16 protein-coding genes and 1 tRNA gene are annotated in these 16,707 nt (G+C 71.9%); 11 read left to right on the top strand and 6 right to left on the bottom strand.

Translation table 11 applies throughout. The features are described from left to right. Nucleotides 1-171: 171 nt before the first annotated feature. A complete protein-coding gene (phoR, locus tag ACFPZJ_RS20895) occupies nucleotides 172-1,527 on the top strand; it encodes a two-component system sensor histidine kinase PhoR (RefSeq protein WP_381023748.1) in 1,356 nt (451 codons plus the stop codon). After that, complete coding sequence (phoP, locus tag ACFPZJ_RS20900; RefSeq protein WP_019326704.1) at nucleotides 1,524-2,204, top strand: two-component system response regulator PhoP; 681 nt, start codon at nucleotides 1,524-1,526, stop codon at nucleotides 2,202-2,204. The genes phoR and phoP overlap by 4 nt, the downstream gene beginning before the upstream one ends. 117 nt (nucleotides 2,205-2,321) lie before the next feature. Here phoP and ACFPZJ_RS20905 read toward each other — a convergent pair whose 3' ends face one another. After that, the gene (locus tag ACFPZJ_RS20905) at nucleotides 2,322-2,978 is read right to left on the bottom strand and encodes a copper chaperone PCu(A)C domain-containing protein (RefSeq protein ID WP_381023751.1); all 657 of its coding nucleotides are present in this window, start codon (nucleotides 2,976-2,978) and stop codon (nucleotides 2,322-2,324) included. Nucleotides 2,979-3,586: 608 nt separating this feature from the next. Here ACFPZJ_RS20905 and ACFPZJ_RS20910 point away from each other — a divergent pair. From ACFPZJ_RS20910 to ACFPZJ_RS20935, 6 genes are all read left to right on the top strand, one after another. After that, a complete protein-coding gene (locus ACFPZJ_RS20910) occupies nucleotides 3,587-4,069 on the top strand; it encodes a CarD family transcriptional regulator (protein ID WP_003953493.1) in 483 nt (160 codons plus the stop codon). Between the two features lie 307 nt (nucleotides 4,070-4,376). Then, nucleotides 4,377-5,129 (top strand): 2-C-methyl-D-erythritol 4-phosphate cytidylyltransferase, encoded by a 753-nt coding sequence (gene ispD, locus ACFPZJ_RS20915; protein WP_381023753.1) that lies wholly within the window; start codon nucleotides 4,377-4,379, stop codon nucleotides 5,127-5,129. Next, on the top strand, nucleotides 5,119-5,625 hold the full coding sequence (gene ispF / locus ACFPZJ_RS20920) for a 2-C-methyl-D-erythritol 2,4-cyclodiphosphate synthase (RefSeq protein ID WP_381023756.1): 507 nt from the start codon (nucleotides 5,119-5,121) through the stop codon (nucleotides 5,623-5,625). Before ispD ends, ispF begins: the two co-directional genes overlap by 11 nt. A gap of 92 nt (nucleotides 5,626-5,717) precedes the next feature. Further along, the gene (cysS, locus tag ACFPZJ_RS20925) at nucleotides 5,718-7,115 is read left to right on the top strand and encodes a cysteine--tRNA ligase (RefSeq protein WP_381023759.1); all 1,398 of its coding nucleotides are present in this window, start codon (nucleotides 5,718-5,720) and stop codon (nucleotides 7,113-7,115) included. An 87-nt stretch (nucleotides 7,116-7,202) separates the two neighbouring features. Then, nucleotides 7,203-8,138 carry a 23S rRNA (guanosine(2251)-2'-O)-methyltransferase RlmB gene (gene rlmB, locus ACFPZJ_RS20930; protein ID WP_381023762.1) on the top strand — a complete coding sequence of 312 codons (936 nt, stop codon included), beginning with the start codon at nucleotides 7,203-7,205 and terminating at the stop codon, nucleotides 8,136-8,138. 118 nt (nucleotides 8,139-8,256) lie between these two features. Then, complete coding sequence (locus ACFPZJ_RS20935; protein WP_381023765.1) at nucleotides 8,257-9,924, top strand: DoxX family protein; 1,668 nt, start codon at nucleotides 8,257-8,259, stop codon at nucleotides 9,922-9,924. Between the two features lie 178 nt (nucleotides 9,925-10,102). Here the strand turns inward: ACFPZJ_RS20935 and ACFPZJ_RS20940 are convergent, their stop codons facing one another. From ACFPZJ_RS20940 to ACFPZJ_RS20955, 4 genes are all read right to left on the bottom strand, one after another. After that, a complete protein-coding gene (locus ACFPZJ_RS20940; protein ID WP_381023768.1) occupies nucleotides 10,103-10,834 on the bottom strand; it encodes a nucleotidyltransferase family protein in 732 nt (243 codons plus the stop codon). A gap of 103 nt (nucleotides 10,835-10,937) precedes the next feature. Further along, on the bottom strand, nucleotides 10,938-11,393 hold the full coding sequence (locus ACFPZJ_RS20945) for a hypothetical protein (RefSeq protein WP_381023771.1): 456 nt from the start codon (nucleotides 11,391-11,393) through the stop codon (nucleotides 10,938-10,940). Between the two features lie 236 nt (nucleotides 11,394-11,629). Next, nucleotides 11,630-12,718, bottom strand: coding sequence for an ABC transporter ATP-binding protein (locus tag ACFPZJ_RS20950; RefSeq protein WP_381023774.1), 1,089 nt, complete (start codon nucleotides 12,716-12,718; stop codon nucleotides 11,630-11,632). 199 nt (nucleotides 12,719-12,917) lie between these two features. Then, nucleotides 12,918-13,913 carry a helix-turn-helix transcriptional regulator gene (locus ACFPZJ_RS20955; protein ID WP_381023776.1) on the bottom strand — a complete coding sequence of 332 codons (996 nt, stop codon included), beginning with the start codon at nucleotides 13,911-13,913 and terminating at the stop codon, nucleotides 12,918-12,920. A 112-nt stretch (nucleotides 13,914-14,025) separates the two neighbouring features. Here ACFPZJ_RS20955 and ACFPZJ_RS20960 point away from each other — a divergent pair, with 112 nt between their 5' ends. Then, complete coding sequence (locus ACFPZJ_RS20960; protein ID WP_381023779.1) at nucleotides 14,026-14,436, top strand: DUF3224 domain-containing protein; 411 nt, start codon at nucleotides 14,026-14,028, stop codon at nucleotides 14,434-14,436. A 106-nt stretch (nucleotides 14,437-14,542) separates the two neighbouring features. After that, nucleotides 14,543-14,616, top strand: a tRNA-Thr gene (locus ACFPZJ_RS20965). A gap of 67 nt (nucleotides 14,617-14,683) precedes the next feature. Here ACFPZJ_RS20965 and ACFPZJ_RS20970 read toward each other — a convergent pair. Continuing rightward, nucleotides 14,684-15,379, bottom strand: a complete 696-nt coding sequence (locus ACFPZJ_RS20970; RefSeq protein WP_381023782.1) for a pentapeptide repeat-containing protein — start codon at nucleotides 15,377-15,379, stop codon at nucleotides 14,684-14,686. A 156-nt stretch (nucleotides 15,380-15,535) separates the two neighbouring features. Here ACFPZJ_RS20970 and ACFPZJ_RS20975 point away from each other — a divergent pair, with 156 nt between their 5' ends. Then, a complete protein-coding gene (locus tag ACFPZJ_RS20975) occupies nucleotides 15,536-16,696 on the top strand; it encodes an NAD(P)-binding protein (RefSeq protein WP_381023784.1) in 1,161 nt (386 codons plus the stop codon). Nucleotides 16,697-16,707 lie beyond the last annotated feature (11 nt).

Genomic DNA, 16,707 nt, shown 5'->3' on the forward strand with positions numbered 1-16,707 from the left:
GTCATTTCCGGGGGTTCGCACCCCACGCTCCCACGTTGCGGCCCGTACGCGTCCGTTTCCGGCACCCCAAATGAACCATTACTGGCTCCAAGGTGAACTCTGGGCGACGACTGTTCGAGCTCGCCCTCCGACGGCTGTGGGGATGTCGCACCCCATGCCTAACCTGGATGCATGGACGTGAACGCGGCGGTCGCCGCAGCGGCAGCGATCGCCGGGGTGCTCACCGGCGTCATCGCCATGCTGGCGTTCCGCTGGAGCGAGCGCGAGCAGAAGCGCCCGACTCGTACCTCCCTGCACACCGACCCGGTGCTTCCGCCGGGCGTGGACACCGTCCTGTCCGTCCTGCGCTCCTCCGCCGTCGTCCTCGACGAGGCGGACGCCGTGGTCAAGGCCAGCTCCGCCGCCTACGCCCTCGGGCTGGTGCGCGGCGGCAAGCTCGCCGTCGAGCCCATGCTCCAGATGGCCCGGGACACCCGACGGGACGGGGAGATACGCCAGGTCGAGCTGGACCTGCCGCGGCGCGGGACCGGGCGGGGCGAGGCCCTCGCCGTCTCCGCGCGCGTGGCCCCCCTCGGCTCCCGGCTGGTGCTGCTGCTCGTCGAGGACCTCACCGAGGCCCGCCGTATCGAGGCGGTCCGGCGCGACTTCGTCGCGAACGTCAGCCACGAGCTCAAGACGCCCGTCGGCGCGCTCTCCCTCCTGTCGGAGGCCGTCATGGACGCCTCCGACGACCCGGAGGCCGTGGAGCGCTTCGCCGGACGGATGCAGATCGAGGCGACCCGGCTGACCAACCTGGTGCAGGAGCTCATCGACCTCTCCCGGGTGCAGAACGACGACCCGCTGGAGGACGCCGAGCCGGTCCGCGTCGACGAACTGGTCGCGGAGGCCATCGACCGCTGCCGGCACCAGGCCGGCACCAAGCAGATCACCATGGCCTCGAACGTAGGGGTGCCCGAAGGGCTCGGTCAGGGGGGAGGCGGCCGGCAGGAGGGCGGTACCGCCGACCTGGCCGTGTGGGGCAACCGCGGCCAGCTCGCCGCCGCCCTCGGCAACCTCGTCGAGAACGCCGTCAACTACTCCCCGGCCCGCACCCGCGTCGGCATCGCCGCCCGCAGGGTGAGCCAGCCCGGCGGGGACCTGATCGAGATCGCCGTGACCGACCAGGGCATCGGCATCTCCGACAAGGACAAGGAGCGCATCTTCGAGCGCTTCTACCGCGTCGACCCGGCCCGCTCCCGTGCCACCGGCGGCACGGGGCTGGGCCTCGCGATCGTGAAGCACGTGGTCGCCTCGCACGGCGGGGAGGTCACGGTGTGGAGCGCCGAAGGCCAGGGCTCCACCTTCACGCTGCGGCTGCCGGAGGCCGGTGCGGCCCGTGACCGCGCAGCACAGCAGTCCGCCCGGGACGCGCGCGCCGCAGGCGCGGGCCTCGACGCAGAGACCGGGCGGTCCACCCCCGCATCCCACGACTCATCCCCGAACACCACCGCGTACGAAACGCTTTCCGCCCCGGAGGTCCTTCCGTGACCCGTGTGCTCGTCGTCGAGGACGAGGAGTCCTTCTCCGACGCCCTGTCGTACATGCTCCGCAAGGAGGGCTTCGAGGTCGCCGTCGCGACCACGGGGCCCGACGGACTCGACGAGTTCGAGCGCAACGGCGCCGATCTCGTCCTCCTCGACCTGATGCTGCCCGGCCTGCCGGGCACGGAGGTGTGCCGCCAGCTGCGCGGCCGCTCCAACGTCCCCGTCATCATGGTGACCGCGAAGGACAGTGAGATCGACAAGGTCGTCGGCCTGGAGATAGGGGCCGACGACTACGTCACCAAGCCGTTCTCCTCCCGGGAACTGGTCGCGCGCATCCGCGCCGTGCTGCGCCGCCGCGGCGAGCCGGAGGAGGTGGCGCCGGCCGCGCTGGAGGCCGGCCCGGTGCGTATGGACGTCGACCGGCACGTCGTCACCGTGGGCGGCACCAAGATCGACCTGCCGCTGAAGGAGTTCGACCTGCTGGAGATGCTGCTGCGCAACGCCGGCCGCGTGCTGACCCGCATGCAGCTCATCGACCGGGTCTGGGGCGCCGACTACGTCGGCGACACCAAGACCCTCGACGTGCACGTCAAGCGTCTGCGCGCCAAGATCGAGCCGGATCCGGGCGCCCCGCGCTACCTGGTGACGGTCCGCGGCCTCGGCTACAAGTTCGAGCCGTAGACCGGACCCGGACGACGGAGACGCTTGCGTCGCCGACGGCCCGTACGCACGACGAGAAGGGCGGGGCCTCCACGGAGGCCCCGCCCTTCTCGTACGAACCGGTCGCGGTACGGCCGCTCAGTGGCCGGCCGCCGACCCGCCCTCGGCCGCCGCCGACTCGGTCGGGGAGGCCGACGTGCCGGGGGTGTGGCCCGGCGAGGCCGACGCGCCCTCGGACGGCTCGCCCGACGGGCTCGCCGAGGCACCCGGCGCGGCCGGGACCTCGGTCGGCCCCCAGGAGGAGAAGTAGCCCTCGGCCGGGACGACGAACGCCTCGAGGCTCACGTCGCCGGTCTCGCTGAAGGTGAAGGTGACCTTCTGCGCGTTGCCGTCCTGGACGGCCTCGCGGCTGCTGGGCAGGACGGCGGAGGCGTTGTCCTTGCCGCCGAGGATCAGCGACCCGCCTGCCGGGACGGTAAGGCTGCGGCTGCCCTTGGCGGGCTTCAGCTCGGCGGTCTTTCCGGTGCCGGGCAGGGTGATCGACTCCAGCTCCTGGGCGGTGTCGCCGGAGTTGAAGAGGGTGGCGGACACCACGGCCGGGCCCGTCGACTCGCGGTCGGGCTGGGTGATGACGATGGCGTTCTGGATCTTGATGTCGCCGACGGTCGTCGCCGCGTTGTCCGGCTTGATCTGCAGGGTCTGGGCGTTGTTGCCGGCACCGCACGCGGCGAGCGAGGCGATCGAGAACGCGATGGCGGCGGCGGCGAGGGCGCCGCGTCGAAGGCTGCTGCTCACGGCGGCGGCAACTCCTTGACTCGAGCGAGGCGGCGGCGAGGTGTAAAGCCGCCCTAAGTGTCTGTCAGCGGGCTTAGGTTACCGAGCCGCCCGCGCGCGCCCGCACCCGACCCCCCGACACCCTCGTCCCACTGCGGCACAAGCGACTCGGTGGTCCCATTGGCCCCGCCGTCGTCCGACATTCACATAAGTAGCGCCCGGGAGTGCCGCTAACCATCCCCGGGGGCTCGCGGCATTTCTCGTGAAGGAATGCGCGGGCGCCCCCGGAATTGATCACCGGCCGCGCCGTCCGGCCCTCCGTGATCAATTCCCGATTCGGCCGGAACCCGGCTCGGGCCGCCGAACGGAGTAGCGGAAGTCGCACGCCTGGAACCGGACATACCGGGATGTTCGGTCGCCCGGATGGGCCTCCGGATGCGTGTACCGTACGCGTTTCACCTGCCCCGGACAGCCGCTCCGACCTGCGAATATCTTGTTCCGCTCGCCCGGCGAAGCACGTTCGTGTCGCTGTTGTCAAGCCCCGAGATATGCCCTGACCTGCGAAAACGCCATTCAGAAGACGCCGTATCCGTGTTACCCTGGATAGCCACGGAAGGGGTACCTGTCACATGACGTTCAAGGTTGGCGACACCGTGGTCTATCCCCATCACGGGGCCGCGCTGATCGAGGCCATCGAAACTCGCCAGATCAAAGGCGTGGACAAGACCTACTTGGTGCTGAAGGTCGCCCAGGGTGACCTGACGGTACGTGTGCCAGCGGACAATGCGGAGTTCGTCGGCGTGCGTGATGTGGTCGGTCAGGACGGGCTGGACCGGGTCTTCGAGGTGCTGCGCGCGCCGTACGCCGAGGAGCCCACGAACTGGTCCCGTCGCTACAAGGCAAACCTGGAGAAGCTCGCCTCGGGCGATGTCATCAAGGTCGCGGAAGTCGTGCGTGACCTGTGGCGTCGCGAGCGCGAGCGCGGACTCTCCGCCGGTGAGAAGCGCATGCTCGCCAAGGCTCGCCAGATCCTGGTGAGCGAGCTCGCCCTCGCGGAGAACACCAACGAGGACAAGGCCGAGGCCCTGCTCGACGAGGTTCTCGCCTCCTGACCCGAGGCGAAGCCCGTTCGTTCAGCACTTCGCACAGCACAATGCCGCGGTGCCCGATGACGCAACTTCTGTCGCCGGGCGCTGCGGCATGTTCGTACTCGCTCGCCGTACGCCGCGGGGCGTGCCGTGATGTGTCGTCACTCACGTCCCCGCGCTCCGGTGTGCCGGGCCCGGGCGGCTGGCTCGACCAGTGTCACGGAAGGGGCCGGTCAAGGCGTCGCGCCCGGCACTCCCCCACGCTCCGCGAGCAGGGGGTACCTCCCAGGCCATACCCACCTGGGCCGAGCACACAAACCTGACAGGAACTATGTCTGACGATTCGCGCCCCACGCCGTCGGCGGCCCGCACGGCGGCCGTGATCCCGGCCGCCGGCCGAGGTGTACGCCTCGGTCCGGGCGCCCCCAAGGCGCTCCGTGCGCTGGGCGGCACCCCCATGCTCATCCACGCGGTGCGCGCGATGGCCGCGTCGCGCCATGTCTCGCTGGTGATCGTCGTGGCCCCGCCCGACGGCGCAGGCGAGGTCAAGTCCCTGCTCGACGCGCACGCGCTGCCCGAGCGGACGGACTTCCTCGTCGTACCGGGCGGGCAGTCGCGCCAGGAGTCCGTCAGGCTCGGCCTGGACGCGCTGCCCTCCGACTACGACATCGTGCTCGTGCACGACGCGGCCCGGCCGCTGGTGCCGGTGGACACGGTGGACGCCGTCATCGAGGCCGTACGGGAAGGCGCGCCCGCCGTCGTCCCGGCGCTGCCGCTCGCCGACACCGTCAAGCAGGTCGAGCCCGCGGCCGTCCCGGGCGATCCCGAGCCGGTCGTCGCCACGCCGGAGCGGGCGCGGCTGCGCGCGGTGCAGACGCCGCAGGGCTTCGACCGGGCGACGCTCGTACGGGCGCACACGGAGGTCACCGGTGACGTCACCGACGACGCCGGGATGGTCGAGCAGCTGGGGCTGACGGTCGTGGCGGTGCCCGGGCACGAGGAGGCGTTCAAGGTCACGCGCCCCCTGGACCTGGTGCTCGCCGAGGCGGTGCTGGCGCGCAGGAGGCTCAACGATGGCTTCTGACGGCTTCGCGGGGACGCCCCTGCCGCAGGTCGGCATCGGCACCGACATCCACGCCTTCGAGGAGGGCCGCGAGCTGTGGTGCGCGGGCCTGAAGTGGGAGGGCGAGGGGCCCGGGCTGGCCGGGCACTCCGACGCGGACGTCGTCGCGCACGCGGCCTGCAACGCGCTGTTCTCCGCCGCCGGCCTCGGCGACCTGGGGCAGCACTTCGGCACCGGCCGGCCCGAGTGGTCGGGGGCGTCCGGAGTGGTGCTGCTGACGGAGGCCGCCCGGATCGTGCGGGAGGCCGGCTTCCGGATCGGCAACATCGCGGTGCAGGTCGTCGGCCCCCGGCCGAAGATCGGCAAGCGCCGCGAGGAGGCCCAGAAGATCCTCTCGGAGGCGGCCGGGGCTCCGGTGTCCGTGTCGGGCGCGACCACGGACGGTCTCGGCTTCCCCGGGCGCGGCGAGGGCCTGATGGCGGTGGCCACGGCGCTGGTGGTCAGGGCCGGCTCCTGAGGCAGTCGCGTGAAGGGGGCGAACGTCACGAATCCGTCCCCCTTGCGCGGAAGGTCGCAAGGCACTGCGCGCGGCCCACTACCCTGGGACACGTGACTATTCGCCTGTACGACACCAGCGCCCGGCAGATCCGTGACTTCACCCCGCTCAAGCCGGGTCGCGTCTCGATCTACCTGTGTGGCGCCACCGTGCAGGCGGCCCCGCACATCGGGCACATCCGGTCGGGACTGAACTTCGACATCATGCGCCGCTGGTTCGAGTACCGCGGCTACCAGGTGACGTTCGTCCGCAACGTCACCGACATCGACGACAAGATCATCGCCAAGTCGGCGGACCAGGGCCGCCCCTGGTGGGCCATCGGCTACGAGAACGAGCGCGCCTTCAACGACGGCTACCAGGCGCTCGGCTGCCTGCCGCCCACCTACGAGCCCCGCGCCACCGGCCATGTCACCGAGATGGTCGAGATGATGCGCACCCTCATCGAGCGCGGGCACGCCTACGAGGCCGACGGCAGCGTCTACTTCGACGTGCGGTCCTGGCCCTCGTACCTGGAGCTGTCCGGGCAGGACCTGGAGGAGATGCGCCAGCCCGCCGAGGAGGGCATCACCGGCAAGCGCGACCCGCGCGACTTCGCGATGTGGAAGGCGACCAAGCCGGGCGAGCCCGACTGGGAGACGCCGTGGGGACGGGGCCGGCCGGGCTGGCACCTGGAGTGCTCGGCCATGGCGCACAAGTACCTCGGCTCGGCCTTCGACATCCACGGCGGCGGCCTGGACCTGGTCTTCCCGCACCACGAGAACGAGATCGCGCAGGCCAAGGCGTACGGCGACGACTTCGCCCAGTACTGGGTGCACAACGCCTGGGTCACCATGAGCGGCGAGAAGATGTCCAAGTCGCTCGGCAACTCGGTGCTGGTCGGCGAGATGGTCAAGCAGTGGCGTCCCATCGTGCTGCGCTACTACCTGGGCACCCCGCACTACCGGTCGACGATCGAGTACAGCGAGGAGGCCCTGCGCGAGGCCGAGTCGGCGTTCGCGCGGATCGAGGGCTTCGTGCAGCGGGTGGTGGAGAAGGCGGGGGTCGTCGAGCCCGCTCCCGACGTGCCTCCCGCCTTCGCCGAGGCCATGGACGACGACCTGTCGGTGCCGCAGGCGCTCGCGGTCGTCCACACCACGGTCCGGCAGGGCAACAGCGCGCTGGCCGCCGACGACAAGGAGGCCGCCGTCGCCCGCCTCGCCGAGGTGCGCGCCATGCTCGGCGTGCTCGGCCTGGACCCGCTGGACCCGCACTGGGCCGGGGAGACCGACCGGGGCGAGGACCTGCACGGTGTCGTCGACACCCTGGTCCGCATGGTCCTCGACCAGCGAGAGGCCGCCCGGGCCCGCAAGGACTGGCCCACCGCGGACGCCATCCGCGACCAGCTCAACCAGTCCGGTCTGGTCATCGAGGACAGCCCGCAGGGGCCGCGCTGGAGCCTCGGCCCGCGCTAGCGCCCCGCTTGATCGACTGTGCCGCCCGGGCCTCCGGGCGGCACACTGCACAGACGTACGTACGCACGCGACAGAGACAGGTAGATCATGGCCGCGAACAACCGCCGCATGTCCGGCAAGAAGGGCGCGCAGGTCGGCAGTGGCGGCAAGCGGCGCCGGGGCCTGGAGGGCAAGGGGCCGACCCCGCCCGCCGAGATGCGCAAGGGCCACGCCAAGCAGCGCGCCGCCCAGGCCAAGGCCCGGCGCGCCCAGAGCCGCGCCAAGGGGCCCCGCTCCAAGGGCACCTCCGAACTCGTCGTCGGCCGCAACCCCGTCGTCGAGGCACTGCGCGAGGGAGTGCCCGCCAACACGCTGTACGTCCAGCAGTTCATCGACAACGACGAGCGGGTCCGCGAGGCGCTGCAACTGGCCGCCGAGCGCGGGGGCATCAACCTCATGGAGGCGCCCCGGCCCGAGCTCGACCGCATGACCAACGGGCTCAACCACCAGGGGCTGGTGCTCCAGGTCCCGCCGTACGAGTACGCCCACCCGCAGGACCTCGCCGACAACGCCGCCGACGAGGGTGAGGACCCGCTGATCGTCGCCCTGGACGGGGTGACCGACCCGCGCAACCTCGGTGCCGTCGTACGGTCCGTCGCCGCCTTCGGCGGACACGGCGTCGTCGTGCCCGAGCGGCGCGCCGCCGGCATGACCGCCGGCGCGTGGAAGACGTCCGCCGGTACGGCCGCCCGTACGCCCGTCGCCCGCGCCACGAACCTGACACGGGCTCTGGAGGCGTACAAGAAGGCCGGGATCATGGTGGTCGGGCTCGCCGCCGACGGGGACGTCGAACTCGGCGAGCTGGACGCGCTGGAGGGACCCGTCGTCATCGTCGTCGGCAGCGAGGGCAAGGGGCTGTCGCGGCTGGTCGGCGAGACGTGCGACTTCCGGGTGCGGATTCCGATGCCCGGCGGCGCCGAATCGCTCAACGCCGGTGTGGCGGCGGGGATCGTGCTGTACGAGGCGGCGCGCCGCAGGGCCTGAACGGGCGTTCGGCACCTTCATCCAGACGGGGTGTTCCGGTCGGTTCGGGCAAGCTTGACGCGGTCCGGACAGATCCGGCGAGTCAAAGCAGTGTCCTAACACCACGTCACTCGGTTAGATGAGTGTGGACACCAGAACACCCCGCACACCCACGGGGGACCGCTCGTCGGGACACGACGACGCTCCCGCGCTGAGCATGGTGAAGGTGCCGAGCGATCCGGCGCAGGTCATCGTCAACCACGCGAGCTTCCGCGTGCAGCTGGGCGCCTCGACGCGGCGCATCCAATCCCCTCGGATCGCACGGCATCTGAGCGCCGCCGAGGACACCGCCCGCATCCCCGCCATGGGCACCGCCGGCCATGCCGGCGCGACCCAGCCCCGCCGCCGGCCCGTCGTCTGGAGCGGCAGGTCCGCCCCGGACGACACCGGCGCCCACCGGCTCCTGCAGGCCGTGCGGAGCGAAAGCGTCCGGTACGCCGACGAGCCGCTCTCCGACGCCGGGGCCACGCAGGTCATCCCCCGCGTCGACACCGGCTACGGCGACGAGGCCCCGCAGGACGACTACGCCCAGACCGTCGAGACCCCGGTGGTCGGTGCCCAGCGCACCCCCGCCTCCGGTGAGACCCGCCTGCTGCCGCCCATGCGCACCGCCGGCAGCTCCTACGACGAACCCGGCTACCAGGACGACGACTTCGCGGACTACGGCGACCACGGCGCCTGTCCCGCGGCGGACTGCGAGCAGACCGGGCGGTCCGCCAGGCGGCACGGCGACGACCCGGCACGGCACGCCTACTACCCGGGCCGCCGTATGCACCTCGGCGTCGTGCTGCTGCCGCTGCGCGTCTTCCTCGGCTTCATCTCCATCTACGCCGGCATGGGCAAGCTGTGCGACCCCGTCTACTTCGACGGCGGCGAGCGCGGCTCCCTGGTGAAGTGGCTGAACACCCTGCACCCCTGGGAAGTCGCCGAGCCCCTGCGCCAGTTCGCCCTCCAGCACCCGGTCGGCGCCGGGCTCGTCATCGCCTTCGCCCAGGTCATCGTGGGCGTCCTGACGGTCCTCGGCTGCTGGCAGCGCGTCGCAGCCGTGGGCGGCGCGACGCTGTCGGCCGCGCTGCTGGTCACCGTCAGCTGGACGAGCGTCCCCGCCTACGAGACCCCCGACATCATCTACCTCGCCGCCTGGTCCCCGCTGATCATCGCCGGCGCCCCGGTCTACTCCGTGGACGGCCGGCTCGCGGGCAGCGCCTGGCGCCGCCTCGGACCCCGCGCCGCCCTGTGGGACCTGCGCCGCTACGTGCTGCGCCGCGGCGCCCTCGTCACCGCCGTCGTCGCCGGGATCACGCTCCTCGTCGGCTCGCTGCTCGGCGGGGCCGTCCGCGACGTCGACCGCGTGGTCGTACCCGGCCCGGGGGAGGCCCCGCGCAACGAGCTGCCCGGCTCCCCGCTCCCGCAGGAGCCCGGCCAGCGGCAGAAGCGCACGCCGTCGGCGTCCACCTCGCCCACCCAGGGCGCCACGTCGGGCGCGGCCTCCCCGTCCGCCAGCGCCGCGACCACCCCGGGCGCGGCCCGCGAGAGCGGCACCGCCACCACGGGCGCTCCCAGCCAGACCCAGGGCAGCGTCGGCCAGGTCCCGCCCCAGCGGTCCTCCCCGGCCGGACAGGCGCCGAGCACCAGCTCCGGCCCGACCTCCGGCGGCAGTGCGACCAGCGGCAGCGGCTCGGCCGGCGGCTCCGACGGCGGCTCCTCCACCGGGGAGCCGGGACTCGTGGGCGGCCTGCTGGGCTGAGGCTCCCACCCGGGCCGGCCCCTTGGGGCCGGCCGCGGCGCCGGTACGTACGACGACGGGGTCCCGCACGGACGACGTGCGGGACCCCGTCGGCGTGCCTGGTCGGCGGTGTTCCTGCGGAACGGTTCCTGGGAACGGCGGGTGGCTGCTGTGGCTGCCGGCGGTGTGCCCGAGGAGGTCAGCGGCCCAGGGCCGCCAGTTCCCTCGCCGCCTCCGTCAGGTCCTTGGCGGTGTCGATGGCGCGCCAGTAGGAGCCCTGCGGGATGGGGAAACCGGCCAGGCGACGCACGCGGGCCAGGTGCGGGAACGTGGTGCGCTCGTGGTCGCCGCGCTCCGGGAGCATGCCGGCGAACTCGGGGGAGAAGACGTACACACCCGCGTTGATCTCGAAGGTGGACGGCGGGGACTCGATGAAGTCGGTGATGTGGCCGAAGCCGTCGGTCTTCACCGCGCCCCACGGAATGCGCGGGCGGGCCAGGGCGACGGTCGCGACGGCGTCCCGCTCGGTGTGGAAGTCCGCCATGTCGCGCAGCGAGAAACGGGTCCAGATGTCGCCGTTCGTGGCGTACCAGGGCCGGTCCGGGTGCGGGAGGTGCGCGGCGGCGTACTTCAGCCCGCCGCCGCGGCCGAGGGGTTCCGTCTCCACGACCGTGGTGACGGAGAGCGGCAGATCGGCCGTGTCCAGCCACTTCTGCAGCACCTCGGCCAGGTGGCCGCAGGACACGACGACGTCGGTCACGCCCTCTTCGGCGAGCCAGGACAGCTGATGGCCGATGATCGGCGTCCCCGTACCGGGGATCTCGACCATCGGCTTGGGCCGGTCGTCGGTGTAGGGACGCAGCCGGGAACCTTGGCCGCCGGCCAGGACGACGGCTTGGACGGGGCGGGACGCGGCACTCGGATCGGTCATGACCGAACTGTACGTGGCGTCCCGCTCGCGCATCCCGTGGACAGCCGTCTCTTACATCAGCCGTTACCCACTTCCCACCTGGCGGATCGGTCGTTCGGTGCGCTCAGCGGTGCGCGGCGGTGACGCCCGAGGCGAAGGACGTGTCGCAGACCGGACGCGCGAAGGACTGGGCGCGGGTGGGGCCGTACACCCGGACCGCGGCACGGCCGAGGGCACGGGCGATCGACGTGCAGTGCCTGGCCAGTGAGGGCCGGTCGTCGACGGCCTGCTGGAGGTGGGTGAGGGCGACACCCGGGTCCTCCTCCTGCAGCTCGGTCAGCAGCTGGTCGCGCAGGACGTCCTGAGGGGCGCGCGCGTCGGCCTTCGAGGCGCTGTCCGACAGGGCGGTGTCCGCGGCGGTCAGCACCGGACCGGAGGGGTTCCCCGACCAGTTGACGTGGGTGACCGCGAGGGTCCCGGAAAGTACCAGGACGACGGGCAGGACGAGGGCGAGGGAGCGGCCGATCCGGCGGGCGGGGCCCCGGCCGCGTCGCGTCTGTGGGGTAGTGGTGTGCTTCACGCGTGTGAGGGTAGCGCCCCGTAATGGTTTGTAGACATTTAGTCACCGGTTCGGGGGATGAGAGACCGTCCGAAATTGGGTACGGGGTTGACGCACGCGGCTCGAAATGACCGGTGTGCCGGGGTATTTGTCGACAGCGGAAAAGGGCCCCGCAGCGGTCTGCGGGGCCCTCCTCGTCAACCTGGGTGAATCACCCCAGGTCGGGTGTTTGTCCGGTGCCGTGGACCGGGCGGCGCTCAGTCGGACAGGCGCTCGCCGGTCGAGGTCGAGAACACGTGGGTCTCGCCGGAGCGCGGCACGACGTGCAGCTGGCTGCCCTTCTCCGGCACGTCACGGCCGTTGACGCGGACGACCAGGTCCTTGGAGGTGTCGCCCATCTTCGCGGTGCCGTAGACGTAGGCGTCGGCGCCGAGCTCCTCGACGACGTTCACCGTCACGGCGAGGCCCTGGTCCGACTCGGCGCCGGCCACGTCGAAGTGCTCCGGGCGGACACCGACGGTGACGGTCTTGTCGGTGGTGGCGGAGATCGCGTCGCGCTGCACCGGCACCACCGAGTTGCCGAACTTCACACCGCCGTCGGTGATCGGCACCTCGACCAGGTTCATCGCCGGGGAGCCGATGAAGCCGGCCACGAAGAGGTTGGCGGGCTTGTCGTACATGTTGCGCGGGGTGTCGATCTGCTGGAGCAGACCGTCCTTGAGGACCGCCACGCGGTCGCCCATCGTCATGGCCTCGACCTGGTCGTGGGTGACGTAGACGGTGGTGATGCCGAGGCGGCGCTGCAGTGACGCGATCTGCGTACGCGTCGAGACGCGGAGCTTGGCGTCCAGGTTGGACAGCGGCTCGTCCATGAGGAACACCTGCGGCTCACGCACGATGGCGCGGCCCATCGCGACACGCTGGCGCTGACCGCCCGACAGGGCCTTCGGCTTGCGGTCCAGGTACTCGGTCAGGTCGAGGATCTTCGCGGCCTCCTCGACCTTCTGCCGGATCTCCGCCTTGTTGACGCCGGCGATCTTGAGCGCGAAGCCCATGTTGTCGGCGACCGTCATGTGCGGGTAGAGCGCGTAGTTCTGGAACACCATGGCGATGTCCCGGTCCTTCGGCGGCAGGTGCGTGACGTCACGGTCGCCGATGCGGATGGCGCCGGAGTTCACGTCCTCGAGCCCCGCCAGCATGCGGAGCGAGGTGGACTTTCCGCAGCCGGACGGGCCGACCAGAACGAGGAACTCGCCGTCCTCGATCTCGATGTCGAGCGCGTCCACGGCGGGCTTGTCGGAACCCGGGTAGATCCGGGTCGCCTTGTCGAACGAGACAGTGGCCATGGTGAATGGGCCCCCTTCTACCGGCAGGAACGTGCCGGACGATCCGTTGTAGGAAGGTGGTGCCACGACGGGTGGATCCGTGTGGTGTCGTTGTGGTGTAGTCCACGGGGTGAACTGGCTCAGGACGGTACCCGGCGTTCACCTGGTCTGTCAGTACCCGGAGCCCTGTGAATTTCGCGGAAACTTTCGAAGCGGCCGTTCACGGGACGGTCTCCCGGACCTGGGCGTCCTGGCCGTAACGGTCCGCCAGCACCGCCACCGCCCGGGCCACGGCCCGCCGCAGAGCGGGCGGGCCGAGCACCTCCGCCTCCGTGCCCAGCCGGAGCAGATCGCTCACCGCGACCGCCTCCGCCTCCACCGGCATCTCCACCTCCACCCAGCCCGCGTCGTCCGGCGGCCCCGCGCTCTGCAGGGCCCGCACGCCCGCCGCACCGAACTGAGCCGGCAGCAGACGCCGCGCACGCGGCGAGATCCGCAACCGGGCCGTCCCCTGCCACACCGCGGCCTCCAGTCGTCGGGAGGACTCCTCCCAGAAGGCCCCCAGATCGAACCCGGCGGGACGCTCGAAGACCTCCCCGGTCTCCGCCGCCTCCAGCACCCGCGACACCCGGTACGTCCGTACGGCCGTTCCCTCCGCCTGCGCCACCAGGTACCAGACGCCCCCCTTCAGCACGAGCCCCAGCGGGCGCACCTCCCGCCGCACCTCACCGCGCCACCGCCGGTAGCGCACGCGCAGCATCCGCCGCTCCCACACCGCCCGCGCCACCGCCTCCAGGAACGGTACCGGGTCGGCCTCCCGGAACCACGCCGGCGCGTCCAGATGGAACCGCTCCTGGACCCGCCGCGCCTGCTCGGCCAGGTCGGCCGGTAGCGCCGCCTGCACCTTCAGTTGCGCGCTCGCCAGCACCGCCCCCAGCCCCAGCTCCCGCGCCGGACCGGGCATCCCGGCCAGGAACAGCGAACCGGCCTCCGCGTCCGTGAGCCCCGTCAGCCGGGTCCGGTAGCCGTCGACCAGGCGGTATCCGCCGTCCGGCCCCCGATCGGCACACACCGGCACGCCCGCGGCGCTCAGCGCCTCGACGTCCCGGTAGACCGTCCGCACCGACACCTCCAGCTCCGCGGCGAGCTCCGGGGCGGTCATCCGGCCGCGGTTCTGCAGAAGCAGCAGGAGGGAGAGGAGGCGGTCGGCTCGCATGGCGGCCATTGTCCCGGGCCCGTCTGCCGTACCTGACAGGAGATGTCAGGTACGGCTGTCAGGGTCGTCCCGTACGGCGGACCGAGCCGTACGACCGACGGAGAGGACATCCATGCCCACCACCCGGACCACGGGCCACTTCACCTTCGCCGACTGGAAGGAGCACCCGGTCGGCCCGGCCGACACGGCCCCGCGCCTGGCCCACGCCGCCGTGACCAACACCTTCCACGGCGGCATCGAGGCCGCCGCCACCCACTGCGAGTACTCCATCGTCTACGTGACGGAGAAGACCGGCACCTACACCGGCATGGAACTGATCACCGGCCGCCTGGACGGCCGCGAGGGAGGCTTCGCCCTGGAGGAACGGGGCCACTTCGACGCCGACGGCACGGTGCACTGCACGTTCGAGGTCGTGGCGGGATCGGGCAGCGGGGAGCTGGCGGGGCTGCGGGGGAGCGGGGGGTTCACCGCTCGGCACGGGGAGGATGCGGTGGCGTACGGCTTCGACTACGAGCTGGACTGACCCGGCGACGTCGGTGATCGCCGCCGGGGCGCAAACAGCGTGGCTCGGGGAAACGAGGTCTGTGTACAGTGGAGCCGCCCATGCGTACGGCGTGGTAGTACGCGGCGCCTCCTTAGCTCAGCTGGCCAGAGCAACGCACTTGTAATGCGTAGGTCGTCGGTTCGAATCCGACAGGGGGCTCCGAAAAAGCCCGGGTCGGATCCTTCCGGCCTGGGCTTTTCCCTGCCGCGGAGGTGTCCGCCGGGGGTCACCCCTCCACCCGGATCCCCATCGCCCCCGCCAACACCGGTGCCAGGTCCAGCAGTTGGGTCGGGCTGATCACCGCGCCCGCCAGTCGGTCCACGCCGCGTGCGATGTCCAGGGACGCGGCTTCGCGCAGGTCGACGTCCTTGAGGGTGGCCGCGGTGAGGTCGGCGCCTTTCAGGGTGCAGTCCACGAACCGCACCCGGTCCAGGCGGGCGCCGCCGAAGTCGGGTTCGACGAGGAGGCAGGACTCGAAGACGACGTCCCGGAGGCGGGCCGTGCGCAGGTTGAGGTAGTCGATCTTGCCGCCGCGGACCAGGACGCGTTCCAGTACGGCGCCGTGCAGCTGGGTGCCGCCGAGGCGGGCGTCGGTCAGTTCGACGTCGCGCAGGGTGGCCTCGGCGAGGTCGGTGCCGACGCCGCGGGGGCCGGTGAGGGCCGAGTCGAGGATGCGGGCGTGGCGCAGCCGGGTCTCGTCCAGGACGCAGTCGGTCAGGGCGCAGTCCATGAAGCGGGCTCCCGCCCCGTCCTGACGGCTGAGGTCCGTCTCGCGGAACTCCAGGCCGTCGTAGTCGCCGTCGGGGTCGAGTTCCTGTGCCGTGTACGGCTCCAGTGGGGGCAGTCGCAGGTCCGGCCGGCGTGCGCTCTTCAGGGGTGTGGGCTTCGGGCCGCGGGTCGGTCCGGTCGCCTTGGCGTTCATGGTCTTCATGGTGGGCCCTGCCACTGACAGTCGGTCTGAGCTGCGGCGACGTCGGTGATGTCACATTCCGCAGGGCTCGGGGGCTCGTAGTCGGAGAGCGGATCGCACCCGATGCGACCTCCGAGCCCGATCCCGACCCCGAGGGAGATCCCAGTCATGCACCGCATCACCGTCGTCGGCGGCGGCTTCGCCGGACTGACCGCGGCCATCACCGCTGCCGAGGCGGGCGCCAAGGTCACCGTGTACGAGGCCCATCACACCTTGGGGGGCCGGGCGCGGACCGCCGAGGGCCCGTACCGGACGAACGAGGGCCCGCACGCCCTGTACAGCGGCGGTCCGCACTGGACGTGGCTCAGGCAGCGCGATCTGATCGGGCCGCCGGCGCCGATTCCTCCCCTGGAGGCGGCCCGGCTCCGGCTGCGCCATCGCGGCGCGCTGCGCCGTACCCCGCCCTTTTCGATGCTGAAGCTGCTGCGGCGTACCGCGCAACAGGCGCCGGTGGACGTGGACTTCCTGAGCTGGGCGTCGGGGGTGGCGGGTGAGGAGGGGGCCCGGGCCGCCGCTCACTACTCGGCCGTGGCGCTGTTCCACCACGATCCGGGTGGGCTGTCGGCCGCCTTCGTGCAGGAGCGGTTGCGGCGGGCGACCAAGGTGCCGCCCGAGGCGCACTGTCCGCGTGGGGGATGGGGCGGTGTCGTCGACCGGATGGCGGCCCGGGCATGGAACATGGGTGTCCGGATGGAGACGCTGTCGCGTGTGGACACGCTGCCCACCGGCACGCCGGTCGTGGTCGCCACTTCGCTGGACGCCGCGCGCCGTCTGCTGAGGGACGACTCCCTGACGTGGCCGAGCGGCCGTACGGTGCTCGTTGACCTGGCGGTGCGGGCCCGGCGCGGGGACGCGTTCGCCGTGTCGGATCTGGACGCGCCCGGGTGGCTGGAGCGGTTCACCGCTCGGGACCGTTCCCTCGCCCCGGCCGGCGAGCAGCTGATCCAGGGCCAGATCCCGATCGGCCCGCGGGAGTCCAAGGCGGACGGTGTCGCTCGTGCGGAGGAGTTGCTGGACCTGGCCTTCGAGGGGTGGCGTGAGCGGGTCACCTGGCGGCGGGAGGCGGTGGCGAACGGGCGTACGGGCGCCGTCGATCTGCCGGGTACGAGCTGGCGTGACCGGCCCGCCGTGGATCGCGGTGACGGTGTGTATCTCGCCGGGGACCAGGTCGCGGCTCCGGGGGTGCTGTCGGAAGTGTCCTTCAACAGTGCCCTGACGGCGGTGTCGTTGGCGCTCGGCCGGAAGGAGCTTGACCTCAAGCATGCTTGAGGTCGAAGAGT

Source organism: Streptomyces bullii, assembly GCF_042657145.1.
Lineage (GTDB): Bacteria > Actinomycetota > Actinomycetes > Streptomycetales > Streptomycetaceae > Streptomyces > Streptomyces bullii.